The sequence below is a fragment of the Acinetobacter sp. 197 genome, assembly GCF_048148385.1.
Classification (GTDB): domain Bacteria; phylum Pseudomonadota; class Gammaproteobacteria; order Pseudomonadales; family Moraxellaceae; genus Acinetobacter; species Acinetobacter pecorum.
The window spans coordinates 21429-36867 of sequence record NZ_JAYWZK010000010.1 but is presented as its reverse complement, the minus strand read 5'-3'; the positions used below and the strand labels follow the sequence as shown (position 1 = coordinate 36867).

The following is a 15439-nucleotide window of genomic DNA, read 5'->3' as shown; positions in this document are numbered from 1 at the left end:
TAAACTACGGAAAAAGAATATAAAAACATTTACTTTTTTTTAAAGAGAGATAACGAATTGAACATCTGTACTAAGCATTAAGTTGAAAACTGTATATTGATTTTTTTCTAAAAATAAAATGTCTTTATTTTAAAATATTTTTATAAATAAATTACTTAGATAAGTTTCACTTTTTTAAAAAAGCCCGTTAACATGAGATATCACGAACAGCTTTGGGTATCAATATGAGTTTTTGGAAAAGAAAAAACAATGCCAGCTTTGTATTTTTTATCATTACCTTGTATGGGCTGATTGGTTTCGGACTAGGGTATGTCATCTGGGAATTTATCCTGCAAGGCTAAGTAAACCCAGCAATAAAAAAGCCTCTAGAGATAGGGGGCTTTTTTATGTATTGATTAAGTCTTAACGCATAGATGGATTTAAATAGTTTGTATCATCAAGTAGTGCAGTGATTTGGTGGTGGTAACCAGCAACTTATTTTTCTTAGGGGATTGATTCGGTTTCTTGAGCTTAGGGTAAAGCTATAAATAAGCTAAGCGTTAATGCAGTTATGATGTTTTCTTGATTGAATATTTCATCGTTATTTTATCTATTACAAAGATGTATCTTTTTTAGCATGTTTTTGAGGGAAGCTTATAGGCAATAAATAAAAAATTCTCAATTTAATAATAGAGCGTATACATGAATTTTTTGAGACTTAGCTTATCAGGACTTTACTCAGTGTTTTTATAATTATTTTATAGAAAAAATACCTGCTATTACCAAGGTTTACTCAGTTATATAGGTGTATTTGTTGATTATAAAGAAGAATAAAGTTAATTATTTGAATGCATGCTAATTATAAAAACAATATTGTTAATTTGTTTATTATGTAGAGATATTGTTTATTTATTGTTAATATTGTTTTTGAATTAATAAAAATTTCTTTAAGTCAAAAGGATTAGTATTTTGAAAAAAACAGCACTCGTTTGTTCTTTAACCTGCTTAGCTTTAACAGCGTGTTCAACAACTGAGACTTCAAAAACAATACAAGCCCCACAAGTAACGGCCGCAACTGCACAAGTAAAGTATACGGGCGCTAAAACTGCAGTTTCTATTGGAAAATTTGATAACCGGTCAAGTTATATGCGCGGGATTTTTTCTGACAATGTAGATCGTCTGGGGGGACAAGCAAAAACAATTTTAGAAACCCATTTGCAGCAAACGGGTTATTTCTCTGTTTTAAATCGTGATAATTTATCTGAATTGCAACAAGAAGCAGGATTTGGAAAATCAACGCAATCAATTAAAGGCGCACGTTTTGTATTAACAGGAGATGTTTCTGAATTTGGTCGTAAAGAAGTAGGTGATCATCAATTATTTGGTGTATTAGGTCGTGGTAAAACGCAAATTGCTTATGCAAAAGTTAATCTTAACGTAGTTGATGTGAAAACTGCAGAAGTGGTTCATTCAGTACAAGGTGCAGGTGAGTATGCGTTAAGTGAGCGTGAAGTACTTGGTTTTGGTTCAACCGCCTCTTATGACTCAACATTAAACGGTAAGGTTTTAGATTTAGCTGTACGTGAAGCAGTGAATAATCTTGTGCTTGATTTACAGACTGGTAAATGGTCGAGCAAGTAATAGGATTATTCCATGAAAAAGATATTTTTATTACTTGGTGCTGTGATGTCACTAAGCTTGGTTGGTTGTGCAAGTGGTCCTCAATCTTTATATAGTTGGGGTACATATCCACAACAAACTTATTTGTTGTTAAGTGTTCCTGAAAAAACTTCTCCTCAAGAGCAGATTGCTAAACTGGAAAAAGATATAGAAAAGGCTAAAGCTAAAAATGCGGCTGTGCCACCAGGTTTATATGCACATTTAGGGCTATTAAATTTAAATCTTAATAATGGTCCGCGAGCAGTAGAGTATTTTGAGTTAGAGCGCCAAGTTTATCCAGAATCAACTGTATTGATGGATCGGTTACTGAAAAAAATGACAGGTCAAACTACTGTTGCAGGAGCGAAAAAATGAAACAGTTAAAACGTTTATTCGCTTTAAGTGCAGTAACATTGTTATTTGCAGGGTGTGCGGTTGCACCTAAAAATACCCGTGATTTAAGCAGCTATACCACGCATATGCCAAAGTCTATTTTGGTGATGCCACCTGTGAATGAATCTCCTGATACACGTGCAACTTATAGTTATTGGTCAACAGTAACTGTTCCTGTTGCAGAAGCAGGTTATTACGTTTTCCCTATTAGCGTTGTCGACACAATGTTTAAGGAAAATGGTGTTTATAACGGTTCTGATGCTCAAACAGTAAGTGCCCAAAAGCTACAAGAAATTTTTGGCGCTGATGCCGCTCTATATGTGAAAGTAAAAGAGTATGGTTCGAAGTATCAAGTGATTCAAACGGTTGCTACGGTTGCTGTAGAAGCGAAATTGGTCGATTTAAAAACTGGTCAGCTTCTTTGGGAAGGTTCAGAAAAGCAGATCCTTGCTAATAGTAATAGTAATGCTGGTTTAGTGGGAATGCTGGTTGGAGCTTTGGTGGATCAAATCTCGAATCATTTAAGTGATAAGGCTTATGTACTATCAGGTACGGTAAGTCAATTGTTGTATTCGCCACGTTTAACTCAGCAAAAAGGTTTGTTGTATGGACCAAGATCTCCGAATTTTTCACAGAATTCGATAAGTCCTCAGCAGTAAAAAATCCCCTCAATTGAGGGGATTTTTATATTTAGGTCTAAATCTTAAGAAACCTTATCACCCGGTTTAGCACCAGATTCAGGTGAAATCACCCAAACCCCTTCGCCATTACCGGCAGCTAAAACCATACCATTTGAAATACCAAAACGCATCTTACGTGGCGCAAGGTTAGCCACCATCACCACCAATTTGCCTTTCAGGTCTTCAGGTTGGTAAAACTCACGAATACCACTGAATACATTACGTGGCTCAGCTTCACCGACATTTAACGTCAATTGAAGAAGCTTGTCAGAACCTTCAACGTGAGCAGCTTCAAGAACTTCTGCTACACGCAGGTCAACCTTCATAAAGTCTTCGATGCCAATAATTTCAGCTTCGCCAACTTTAGGCTCAGATTTTTTCTCAGCCTTCTTCTCTTTTTTCTTTTCAGCTTTAGTTGGCTCAGCAGCAGGAGCAGCTAAAGAATCTTTAGATGCATCCACCATGGCAGCAACTGCTTTTGGATCTACACGTTGCATTAACGGCTGGAATAAGGCAATTTCATGACTCAGCAGAATCGTTTCACGAGAAGCAAAATCGAAGCTTTCAAGTTGCAAGAAATCTTGAACCTGTTGAGCCAGTGTCGGCAATACAGGTGCTAAATACACTGCCAATTGACGGAACAGGTTAATACCCACAGAACATACGTTATGCACTTGTTGTTCCTGACCTTCTTGCTTAGCAAGTGCCCAAGGCTTTTTCTCGTCAATATACTGGTTGGCTTTGTCCGCAAGTGCCATGATTTCACGGATCGCTGCCGAGAACTCACGGTCTTCGTATGCTTTTGCAATAGAATCACCCGCATCAATAAAGCTTTGAACCAGTTCAGGCTCTGCACATGTTGCACTTAACTTGTTATCAAATTTGGTATTGATGAATTTTGCACAACGGCTGGCAATATTCACAACTTTACCGACGAGGTCTGAATTTACTTTTTGCACGAAGTCATCCAGATTCAGGTCAGAATCTTCAACTTTGTCAGAAAGTTTAGAAGCAAAGTAATAACGTAAATATTCTGGGTTTAAATGCTCTAAATATGTTTCAGCTTTAATGAACGTACCACGAGATTTAGACATCTTCTGACCGTTGACAGTCAGGAAACCATTCACGAATAAGCCTGATGGCGTACGGTAATTTGCACCTTCCAGCATTGCCGGCCAGAACAGGGCGTGGAAATACACGATGTCTTTACCAATGAAATGATAGACTTCATTTTTAGAATCTTTTTTCCAGAAATCATCAAAGCTTAAATCAGGACGTTTAGTCTTGATGTAATTTTCAAAACTCGACATATAGCCAATTGGCGCATCGACCCACACATAGAAGTATTTGTTTGGCGCATCAGGAATTTCAAAACCAAAGTATGGTGCATCACGTGAGATGTCCCAATCGTTTAAGCCATTTTCAAACCATTCGTCCAGCTTGTTGGCAATCGATACCGGCAGGCGACCTTCATCACGGGTCCATTTTTGCAGGTATTCACCAAAATTTGGCAATTTAAAGAAGTAATGATCAGATGATTTTTCGACTGGTGTTGCGCCACTTAAAGTCGATTTTGGATTCAGTAGTTCAGTTGCGTTATAAGTCGTACCGCACACTTCACATGAATCGCCATATTGATCTTCAGCCTTACATTTCGGGCAGGTACCTTTAATAAACCGGTCTGACAGGAACATGCCTTTTTCAGGATCAAATAACTGCGTTACAGGACGAACAGCAATATTGCCAGCTTCACGGTTTTTGATATAGATTTCTGAAGCACGGACGCGGTTGGTATCACTATGCGTAGAATCATAATGATCGAAATGCACACCGAAACCGTCAAAATCACGGATATGTTCTTTTTGCACATTGGCAATTTGCGCTTCAGGGGAAATGCCATTCGCTTCAGCACGCAGCATGATCGCTGTACCATGAGCATCATCCGCACAGACATAAGTCACGTCATGACCCATCGCGCGCATGGCACGTACCCAAATATCTGCTTGGATATAGCCAAGTAAGTGACCCATATGAATCGGGCCATTGGCGTAAGGAAGGGCATTGGTGACTAAAATTTTACGCACGGATTCACTCTCTCATTCGTATTTTATGCAATGGGCGATAATTTTACATGAGATGGAGAAGACTTGCATAAGGCTTTTGGTGAATTCTTTTTCAATAACAAAGTTGCATCGAGATGAAATGCTACTTTATGGCAAAATTATCGGGGATAATAGCTCATCCGCTATTTGCTTGAGTGCTTGACCATGTATGACGATTACGACGACTATGAAGACGATCAACCCGTCACGCGGATTAAATCGAATATCAAACAACAGACTTTAGGCAAACGCATTCTTGAAGATGCTCAAAGCTATTTAGAACAAATCTCGCAAGGCGAACATACATTTTTAATCGAAACCTTGCGTGATCTGGCACAGCAAGATGAATACTTTAATGTGTGGGCAGATCAGCTCGATCAACCTGTCGGTTCAAAAGTCGCCAATGATGCCTTGAACCTGATGCACTTCTGGCAACAGAGGCATCGTCATGAAGATGTCCAAACCTTTCATTTATTTGATGTCATCAATAGCGAAGACTTTCAAAAAGAGCTGCTCACGGCTTTTGATGCGATGCAGATAGATGAAGCCCATAAAGCCTTACGCCGTCCAGTGATCATTGAAGCCTTTAAAATGTATAAATTGGGCTGTTATGCAGGTTGTGTGCCTTTGCTCTATGCACAGCTTGAAGGCTTATTGACCGATGTGCTGATTCAACAAGGCTACTTAAAACAAAATGGAACCAAGTTTGTTGATGTCTATAAAATTGTTCCCGGTTTAAAAGGCAATGAAATTAAGAGTCTGTGGCATAAATCGAAAATTGCCACGGAAATGAATCCATACTTTGCCGAACTGGCAGCCTATAAGATGGATTCAAGCTCGAATGTGACCGCAAGTCGTCATAACATTTTGCATGGCACAGATGTGGCACATTTCACCCAAGCGCGTAGTTTTATCCTGTTTATCTGGCTGTTCTCGGTATTAAGTTTTATGAGTACCGTGCGTGCTTAAGCTAAGATCTCTGGTTACCAGTAGTTTTAATCATCCTGTAAAGGTTTAATGTAGATTAACACCAAGCATCCTTTAGCTTTAACAATCAGGCTATAACAGTATTTGAATGGGCGAGCTACAGGAAATGCGATGTCAGAATGACAGAAAAATGTTTTAGCAGAAGTGTAAAGAATGAAGATGAACAGAATGTTCAAAACACAAATCACGATTTTTTTGCGGCTGGCAGTGATTAAAGTTTGAGATCGTGAGGTTTGTGCTATCTGATGCAATGATCAGCAACAACATGTACAGGCTTTGTTGCAGTTTGCTTAATTCAGCTACTTCATTGCATGCTTTGTGCTAAAAAATTGTCTGATAATTTATTTATGACACCTTAGGAGGGTACTCATGACTCAGAATAACCAGACAAGTACTTCAAAGCAGAACCAAGATAAAGAACAACATGCACGTGAAATGAATGATCAGGTTTCAAAAGAGCAAAAGCAGAACGAGATCGATAAACAGCATAATCAGGAACACAAGAATGGACAAAATGCTCAGACCAATGCCGAGGAGAAGTCTGATACTCAGCATAGCAGCAAAAATGTAAATACTGAGCAAAAAGACAGTTCTAAAGAGAATGAGTCAGATCAAAAAACTGAAAGTTTCAAAATGGATGACTTAAAAGCCAAAGCAATTGCAATTGGTGAGGAGCTTTTGCAAAAAGGTGAAAAGCTTCTGAATGAGCTAAAACATGGCAAATCTGACAGCCAGAAAAATGGTGAGCAAGAGACAGATCACGCGAAAAAGGCCAAAGCCGATCATAAATCTCAAGACAAATCATCGGATAAGTCAGATAAACAGAATTCTAAAGATGATCAGAACGATCAGCAGGCCGGTATGGCAAATTTGAAAGACGAAGCCATGCATAAGTTTGAAGATACTAAACAAAAAATCACGGAATTAGTAAGTGAAGCTTCTGTTAAATTCGCAGAGCTGAAACAGATGGCGACGGATACCATGAACAAGATGAAGGATACTCAAGCTAAATACAGTGATGCTGATCAGCAGAAAGACGCGAAAGATACAGATTCAGCAAATGATTCCGAATCCAAAAAAGATGAATCAAAACAGGATCAGGATAAAAACACCAAGGAACAACAGGGCAAGTCTGAAAACAGTAAAAATCATAAGTAATTTATGATCATAGAGCCACTTTAATCACAGCAGGTTAGAGTGGCTTAAAATATAGAAACCTAATATAAAAAATAATGTTTACATCAAAAATAATATGTCTTCATTTACTTCTTTCTCATTCATTTTTCATTATTTATATGTGCCAAGATTTCATGAAACATTTTATAAAACCAAGTGAAATAGTTGGAAATTGAACATATCTGTTTCATCTTCTCCAATACAGTGCTTAACCTTCGCCTAAAACCCCGTTAAACTAGGCCATTCAGATGTCGATCTACATTTTTGGAGTAACCTATGTCGTGGCTTTCTTCGCTTAAATCGGTTTTTTCGCCTTCCAAGGAGGTGAACGAAGAAGCTGTGCAGAACGTACTGCAAAACTATATTTTGCCAAATTCCAGTAATGCCTTGAAAGATCGCATTACACAGGTCAATGTACAGGGTGAGATTCTGCAAATTACCCTGAATACCTATCCAGAAGAAAAAGAACAACTGCAACAGATTCATGATGAGCTGGCAGAAGCTTTGCAAAAATGTGGTATTCAAGAGCTGAATATGCATGTGATTCAGCAAAAAACTGGGCCTAAAAGTAAAAATTCGGGTGGTTGCGGACATAACCATGCTGAGGGAGAAAGCTGTTCAAGCCAACCTGCAGCACCACAAAAACCAGATCTTCCTCCTGTGGTGGATGCTTCGGCTCAAGCTGAAAAGGCAGAAGATGCTGATCCGAATAATCCACCGATTCAAAAAGCTGCACCACAACAGCGTGATGTCCCGAAACATCCTCGTATTCAGAATGTGATTCTGGTGTCATCTGGCAAAGGTGGGGTGGGTAAATCGACTACTACTGTCAATCTGGCTTTGGCTCTAAAAAAAATGGGCCTGCGGGTAGGTGTACTGGATGCTGATATTTATGGTCCAAGTATTCCGACCATGCTCGGCAATGCCGGTAAAACACCGATGATCGAAGCAGAGCAGTTTGTACCTCTTGATGCCTATGGAATGGCGGTATTATCGATTGGACATTTAACCGGTGATCACAATACTCCAGTGGCATGGCGTGGTCCAAAAGCTACGGGTGCATTAATGCAGCTCTTTAATCAGACTCTTTGGCCAGATCTGGATGTATTGATGATCGACATGCCGCCTGGCACGGGCGATATCCAGTTGACCTTAGCACAGCGTATTCCTGTAACAGGCGCAGTGATTGTGACAACACCACAAAACGTGGCCTTGCTGGATGCGACCAAAGGCATTGAGCTGTTTAACCGTGTACAGATTCCAGTCATGGGCGTGATTGAAAACATGTCGACCCATATCTGCTCAAATTGTGGTTTTGAGGAACAGATTTTTGGTACAGGTGGTGGCGATAAACTGTCTGAGCAATATCAAATTCCATTACTGGGCCGCTTACCTCTGGACGCTAAAATTCGTGAAAATGCCGATGCAGGGAAACCTTCCGTGATTGCAGGGGACGAGGCAGCAGATAGCTATATGTTAATTGCAGAGAAAATCGCAGCACAGTTACCAAAAGCGGAAAAAGATCATAGCCGGATATTTTAATTAAAAGACAGAAAATTAAAATCATTAAGCCTTAACTAAAAGTTAGGGCTTTTTTATTATTCATTTTTAAAATAGCTCGATTTAAATGATTGAAATTGACTGAAATGACTGTCTGGTTTTTACTCTAAATTATTATATAGATATTTGAATTTATTGAATAAAAATAGATTTTGGTTGGGTTTATATCTTCTCTTACAATTATTTTTTTGCAGCTTTGACTTAACTATTCTATGCTACGCGGATTAGAGCGAGGTCAAACTATGATTTCATGGTTTTTTATTGGTTTAGTGGCAACCATTCTTTTAACACCAGGCCCAACCAATACCTTATTGGCATCTTCAGGCATTCAGGTCGGATTTAAAAAAACATTTCGTTTAATTCCTGCTGAAGCCTTTGGTTATCTGATTGCTATCAGTTTTTGGGGTATTCTGATCGGGAAAATTTCCGTTCATCTTCCGCTGTTACCGACCATTCTCAAACTTTTTAGTGCTGGCTATATTCTGTTCCTTGCTGTGAAATTATGGCGGACTGCAGAGCTGAGTGAAAATTTTGATAAGGTCTCAATTCGCGCACGTGAATTGTTTTTAGCAACCTTACTTAATCCCAAGGCACTTTTGTTTGCCTCAGCCATTTTTCCTGTGATTGTCTGGAAAAGCAGCCAACATTATGTGGCTCATATGCTCGTTTTCTTGCTTTTACTGATCCCGATTGCATTCTTCTGGACTTTTTTAGGCTCAATCCTAGCCAGAAAAAATAGCCGCTGGCTCAATCAGAAAAACCTGCAGAAAACGGCTTCGCTGGTGCTAATGAGCTTTTCTATTCCTTTAAGTTATTCTGCACTTTTAAGTTTATAAGCTGATCTCGATCAGCAATTTTTGGGCAACATGAGCTCTCAGACTTTCACTTATTTTCATTAGTGGCAATTTCAGTTAAAGTACGTCGCAATAACTTGTTCTTAAGATTTTTGGATTATATCAATGGCAATTAAGTCTGATCGTTGGATTCGCGAAATGAGCGAAAAACACGGCATGATTGAACCGTATGCAGAAAACCAGGTACGTTTGGATGAAAATGGTCAAAAGCTGATTTCGTATGGCGTATCCAGCTACGGCTATGACGTGCGTTGTGCACGTGAATTTAAAGTATTCACCAATGTGCATTCTGCAATTGTCGATCCGAAGAACTTTGATGAACGCAGCTTTATTGATATCGAGTCGGATGTTTGTATCATTCCGCCGAACTCGTTTGCTTTGGCGCGTACCATCGAATATTTCCGCATTCCACGTAATGTCTTGACCGTGTGCTTGGGCAAATCGACTTATGCGCGTTGTGGCATCATTGTCAACGTGACGCCGCTTGAGCCAGAGTGGGAAGGACACGTGACTTTAGAGTTTTCAAATACTACCAATCTTCCTGCGCGTATTTATGCAGGTGAGGGTGTGGCACAGATGCTGTTTTTTGAATCTGATGAAGTCTGTGAAACCTCATATAAAGATCGTGGCGGTAAATATCAAGGTCAGACAGGTGTTACTTTACCAAAGACCTAATTGCTTTAAGCTATTGAATGACGGGACTTTATGTCCCGTTTATTTTTTTGAGATTTTCATTCATCGGAAACTGCTATTTTTCGCCTAATTGGCTTTGGCATCTGTATTAAAAATCAGCATAATGGATTCCGCATAACCATAAAAAAGACGCGGCTGGGAAGCTGAAGTATAAAGGTGCGGAGCATCAGATAAAAAGGAAAGAGCGAGATGACTCAGATCAAAGCTATATTAAAATTTCGCAAAAGTTATTTGGCGATGACCATCGGTTTCAGCCTGTTGCCTTCTGCACATGCGATGCAGGAATTATCAGACTCTTCTCTTTCTGACACCACAGGTGAGGGTGTTGCGCTGGTACTTGATGATTTTAAAATGGTGTTTCAGGGACCCAAAGATCTTTCTGATGGTTCCAGTTACGCGAGAGGAATTCAAAATCCGGGACAGGCTGATACCGGTTTTATTCGGATTATCCCAACCGGCGAAAACTATAACCAACTTGGTCAGCGTGCTTACGATAAAATTTATAAAACCTCTTATGACAGCAATGTTCTCCAAGGCAAAATCGATAGAGGGTATAACACTTTATATACTTCTACCTATAATTCCACTTATGACACGAATTATAGAAGTTTATACAGTACTTATACTCAGCCTCTTCCTGATAAATTAACTGCTGAAAGAACCAAATTACAATCTGAAATTCCTGACCGTTATTTTAATTCAGATACAATTATTCAACGCTATTTTAATGAGCGACATAATTACTATCGAGCGGGTACTAATGGGGGATTTCTGGGTGGTGATGATGATGCAAAAGTTATAAATGATGGTACAACCATTTATAAAACACGTCCTGTTAGTGAGGATCCCACAGGGGTTTTGAAATATGCTGCAAAAGCCCTGGAATATGCCACTACAAATACCTATGAAATGATTCAGTTACTGTATGGTGGTCGTGCGGGTGAAGCAAATACAAATTTAACCAATTCTACTTTTTATAAAAGTTTGAATAGTTTCACGCGTAATAATACTATTGGGGCAGAAATTACTACTTTAGTACAGCGACTTAGCGATGCATCATATGCAGCAGCAACTATCCGCGCTAAATTTGAAGCAGGACAACTTGCAGAAGCAGAGGCTAAAAGACTAACAGAAGAACTTTATACAAGCATCCTTAGAGATGCGAGAACAGCTGCTTTGCTAGAGGCAAAAAATACTCCAGTCAGTTCCCTAAGAACCAAAGCAGATGTATTTATTTATGGTCTGGCATTATCAAAAAGTGATGGTTCTCTAAGCACGCGATATAGTAATCAGGGTTTTAGTTGGGGATCGGCAGATAATCCCTGGTTATTCCGGGCAGGAACTGAGAATGTCAAACAGTTTAAGGATGCTGCTAAAGATGTAGGTTATATTGCTTTGGAAGCCCCATTAAGCCCCATCGCAGGCGTCGAAAGTGATAATAATATCAAGCTGGGCTTCTGGAGTGATATTTTTGCTCGCGCGCTTGACTCCTCTAATCTGGTAGATCCTATAACAGGTGGGCCAACATCAGGGCTTGATACGGATTACCGATTAAGAACCCAATTTGTTGCCAATGGTTTGAGTTTCAATGGCTCGCAAGTTCGTTTATTTCAAACCCTGGAATCTGATAATAAGGATTACAGCCAAACCTTAGGTATGACAAGTATAATCCGGCTAAATACTAATGACCGGCCAGAAACGCTCAGCAGTAGTGACGCTAATCTTAACAGTAAAGGTATTCGTCTCAGTACTGCAGCAAAAACCAATGCACTTGATGGTGATGGACCGACTCCGGCTTTGAACGGCAGTGTTGCTCCGATATTTCATGATTCTGAAGGTTTATATCTCTATAGTCCTAATATTAACTTGGTGCTCGGTAATATGTACCAGCCTTTTGTAGTCGGTTCAGAAGGTAATAATATTATTTTAGAAGTGACACGTATTCCTAAAATTCCTGCTATCTATAATCAAATCTATCAGAATTATGGAGGCGGACTGGGAACCACAGATCTAAAGGGTTCAACCTGTAATGTCTATAGTTGTGGTACACCAATTAAAAATAATGCTGCAGATACTAGCGCACTTTATCAGGGGCGCAATGCGACTCACAGTAGCATCTCGATAGGGACTACAGAGCGTGTCCCGGGGACCAATATGCTGCGAGCCAAGGATGGTGTGAATTCAACAGGAATCGTATTTAAAAATACTGATGGTGTAAGTAAGAATTTTGGATCTGCTGTCATTGATGGTGTCCTGATTCAGCATCTGAAAATTAAAACAACTGGTCTATAAAGGAGTATAAAATGTCCAAATTAACCATATTCTGTACATTATTGTGTACTTCTATGATCAGTTTTGCCGGATTGGAAACCCTTGATCAGCAAGAGTTAACCGATACAGTGGGGCAGGGTGGAGCTGACCTTAGCTGGACTTTATCCTTGAACCATATCTATGCAACAGATTTAAGTAAGGCTCAAATTTCCCGGCTTAACGGAAGTGGTAATCCGCTCGAAGTATTTTATGTTCTAGATCCCACCGCTTGTGGAGCAACAAAACAATTTTGCCGTCTGGCAATAGCGCCGAATAACCATGTTGATGCCAATGGAAATAAGAAGTGGTTAGTCTTTAAAGGCATTCAAGGCACAATTCAGATTGATAAGTTTTCAATTGATGGTACAACCATTATTAATCACCGTAATGAACCACAGACGGCGATGCAAATTACCTTTTACGATGATAAGCCTTTAAAAATCAGGAACTTGGGTTTTAATGCGGTTTCGATTGAAACGGGCACAGGTGCTGGCGCCTTAGAAGGTTATGCCAATACAGGTGTTTATAGTACCTATACTGGCCGTATTTATAATGCTGATGGAACTTATACAACCGCGCCCCAAGATGTTCCTTCATTTGATAAAGGTGCTGAAAAAGGATTTATGGGGTTGAACGTGCATGGAAATCTGCATATGTCAGGCAATTTGAAAATATTTGGTTATAACTGTACAGGTGGAGCACAAAGTCGTTGTTAGTAACAACGCTAAGTACAGCATAAGGATATAGAAATGAAAAAAACAACAATAAAGTTGAAGTTGCTGACGGTATGCATGTGTCTTATACAACAAAGTTATGCACTTGAAATTATCGAAGAGCAGGAGTTGAGTGAGGTGACTGGACAAGACGGTATGGTCATTACCCATGAAATTTCTAAAGCCACTATTGCCCAAGTGAATTGGTACGATCCAAACTTAAACCCCAGTACTAAAATGGGTTTAGGTTTACATAATTTTGAAATTACTGGAAAAAATAATAAACCAATTATTAGTCAACTTGAAATAGATGTAGGTGCCACACAACAGGGAGCTGGTCTCCGGCTTGCGGCAAGTATTTCCCCATTTCAAGCCACTGCAGATTTAAAGTTGGTAAAGGTTGCCTGTACCACTAATCCATGTAGCCAATCTGCGAATAGTATTCGGACTGCTGGGGAACAATCTAATCAAAGCTTAGGTGTATTGGGAATGAGTACTTCTACACCGCTGAGTGTTCTATTACAAACCAGTGCCGGTTTATTTAATAAAGACTCAATTGCCAGTATCGATTTTCAACTTAAAAATGCCACGATTAGTCATAAATTGGGTGAAAATAGCTTAATTCTAAATGACTTTAATTTTAATTTCGCGGGTCAGGGATATTTGTATATTGACCCGGCTGAAGGTGTGGTGCTCACTACGAGAAATGGTAATCAAGATCATTATGTGGATCTTAAGCGTGCTGAAGATACAACTGATCTCGTAGCTGGTCGGGTTAATCCGACCAATCCTGGGGTCAATATAGACTTGCGTTATAACACGCCAAATAACGAACGTAAAAATATTATGCGTTTAGGTGCTTCGGGTGCCGTGACCAATGCAAGGTTATCCATGAGTGCTGATCAAACCCAGATCGGTACTTTTGATGTGAGTAATAAAGTAAATGGGGTACTGGAGCGTCAGGACAAAACTGCCACAGGATACAGTAGCCTGGTTGGGGAAGGCGGGTTGAACCTGGGATTATCTGCGGATTTTACTGGTGCTAATAGTGCCGGACGTCCAGCCACTATGGCCCCAACAACATTTGAGATTGGGCATACTGGTAAGGGAAGTCATGCTGTGCAATTTTCTAATATTAGACCATTGACTACACGTAATGCTGACGGAACCTTACATGGTAAAAATGCTTATATCGACTTTGGCAATATATATATAAATACCATTACTGCAAAAAATCTCGATTTTATAATCAATGAGAATATGCAAAAGACGCTAGGCAGTAGTAGTAATGTGCTTAAACAAATACTCAGTACTACCGCGAATGGAGAAGATTTTGCCTTTATCGCCGTGCGTGGAATGGATTTTCAATCCATTGCTGCGAAAGCACGCTTTATATCAGATAACTCTTTGGCGGAAATTGGTGGGGACGGAGGTTCTTGGGGAATCGGTATTCCTATCTATAATTTGAATGCCAATGTTGCCTTGTCGGGAACGACTTATGGAGCAGACAATAAGCAGGCAATTGCTTATAACATGATGGTATCTACAGAAGGTTACGGAATTGATAAAAAAACCGGTTTGCCAAGCACAACCTCAATTATATTGATTGATGGCAAGAATGGCGATCATGGTGAGGCAGTTAACTATTATGCGGGTTTTAGGAATATCGATGCCCTGATCAAGTCGGAAGGTATTATTGGCTATGAAGATGAAGGTATTTATATTCGTGCCGATAAACTGCTGATAGGGGCCAAAGCTGAGCTTGCGATTGGTCAATTACCAGGCTCTAAATACAATTGTACCAATGCATCGGTCGCTAAGTGCGGGGGCTATGTGCCTTACGATAATTTTTCTAAACGTGATGATGTTTTGACCAATATTGCTTTTAAACTCGATGGAAATGGCGAGCTCCTCATCATTCCAGGAGTGGATCCAACCAGCGATTCACCAGATACTAATTTTTTATCTTTTGATGCAAACTTTAAATTCAGACCCCTTACTGCAGAAGAAAATGCAGACAAAAATAATCTGGGGAGCTATTTTAGTATTGCCAATGAAGATATGGATTCAACCGGTGCATTAAAAACTTCTTCAATTAACTTTAACCGGATGGAAGGTCATTTGGGTGTTAAAGGGAAAGTCCGTGTCAGTGCCGATACAGTAACTTTAGATAATCAGGTCAAACTGAATTATACAAATAATATTGCGACACCATTTAAAACCAATTTTGCGATGGCCACCAATGGCAATATGCAAAACATAGCAAATATTGCGCTGACTGGTGGGACGATTCGTAGCACGATGGGTATTACGCCACGCTAATAAGAATATAA

13 protein-coding genes are annotated in these 15439 nt (G+C 39.5%); 12 read left to right on the top strand and 1 reads right to left on the bottom strand.

The genetic code is table 11. From position 1 onward, the window contains the following. Positions 1-224 precede the first annotated feature (224 nt). The 4 genes from VXQ11_RS10965 (at position 225) to VXQ11_RS10950 (ending at position 2690) form a co-directional block, all read left to right on the top strand. Complete coding sequence (locus VXQ11_RS10965; RefSeq protein ID WP_404793566.1) at positions 225-341, top strand: hypothetical protein; 117 nt, start codon at positions 225-227, stop codon at positions 339-341. A 607-nt stretch (positions 342-948) separates the two neighbouring features. Further along, the gene (locus tag VXQ11_RS10960; RefSeq protein ID WP_064096430.1) at positions 949-1620 is read left to right on the top strand and encodes a CsgG/HfaB family protein; all 672 of its coding nucleotides are present in this window, start codon (positions 949-951) and stop codon (positions 1618-1620) included. Positions 1621-1632: 12 nt separating this feature from the next. Next, the gene (locus VXQ11_RS10955; RefSeq protein WP_416706037.1) at positions 1633-2013 is read left to right on the top strand and encodes a DUF4810 domain-containing protein; all 381 of its coding nucleotides are present in this window, start codon (positions 1633-1635) and stop codon (positions 2011-2013) included. After that, positions 2010-2690, top strand: coding sequence for a DUF799 domain-containing protein (locus VXQ11_RS10950; protein WP_416706036.1), 681 nt, complete (start codon positions 2010-2012; stop codon positions 2688-2690). Before VXQ11_RS10955 ends, VXQ11_RS10950 begins: the two co-directional genes overlap by 4 nt. A 44-nt stretch (positions 2691-2734) precedes the next feature. Here VXQ11_RS10950 and metG read toward each other — a convergent pair whose 3' ends face one another. Continuing rightward, positions 2735-4795, bottom strand: a complete 2061-nt coding sequence (gene metG, locus VXQ11_RS10945) for a methionine--tRNA ligase (RefSeq protein ID WP_416706035.1) — start codon at positions 4793-4795, stop codon at positions 2735-2737. A gap of 183 nt (positions 4796-4978) precedes the next feature. On the opposite strand from metG, the gene VXQ11_RS10940 reads away from it, so the two are divergent. The 8 genes from VXQ11_RS10940 (at position 4979) to VXQ11_RS10905 (ending at position 15428) form a co-directional block, all read left to right on the top strand. Beyond that, the gene (locus tag VXQ11_RS10940) at positions 4979-5782 is read left to right on the top strand and encodes a hypothetical protein (protein WP_064096426.1); all 804 of its coding nucleotides are present in this window, start codon (positions 4979-4981) and stop codon (positions 5780-5782) included. Positions 5783-6169: 387 nt separating this feature from the next. Then, positions 6170-6958 carry a hypothetical protein gene (locus tag VXQ11_RS10935; protein ID WP_416706034.1) on the top strand — a complete coding sequence of 263 codons (789 nt, stop codon included), beginning with the start codon at positions 6170-6172 and terminating at the stop codon, positions 6956-6958. 294 nt (positions 6959-7252) lie between these two features. Continuing rightward, on the top strand, positions 7253-8518 hold the full coding sequence (apbC, locus tag VXQ11_RS10930) for an iron-sulfur cluster carrier protein ApbC (protein ID WP_416706033.1): 1266 nt from the start codon (positions 7253-7255) through the stop codon (positions 8516-8518). Between the two features lie 260 nt (positions 8519-8778). Next, on the top strand, positions 8779-9372 hold the full coding sequence (locus VXQ11_RS10925) for a LysE family translocator (RefSeq protein WP_064096423.1): 594 nt from the start codon (positions 8779-8781) through the stop codon (positions 9370-9372). A 123-nt stretch (positions 9373-9495) separates the two neighbouring features. Further along, a complete protein-coding gene (dcd, locus tag VXQ11_RS10920) occupies positions 9496-10065 on the top strand; it encodes a dCTP deaminase (protein ID WP_004280726.1) in 570 nt (189 codons plus the stop codon). 207 nt (positions 10066-10272) lie between these two features. Next, positions 10273-12375, top strand: coding sequence for a hypothetical protein (locus VXQ11_RS10915; protein WP_416706032.1), 2103 nt, complete (start codon positions 10273-10275; stop codon positions 12373-12375). Between the two features lie 11 nt (positions 12376-12386). Then, the gene (locus VXQ11_RS10910; protein ID WP_416706031.1) at positions 12387-13109 is read left to right on the top strand and encodes a hypothetical protein; all 723 of its coding nucleotides are present in this window, start codon (positions 12387-12389) and stop codon (positions 13107-13109) included. Between the two features lie 33 nt (positions 13110-13142). Then, positions 13143-15428 carry a hypothetical protein gene (locus VXQ11_RS10905; protein WP_064102475.1) on the top strand — a complete coding sequence of 762 codons (2286 nt, stop codon included), beginning with the start codon at positions 13143-13145 and terminating at the stop codon, positions 15426-15428. Positions 15429-15439 lie beyond the last annotated feature (11 nt).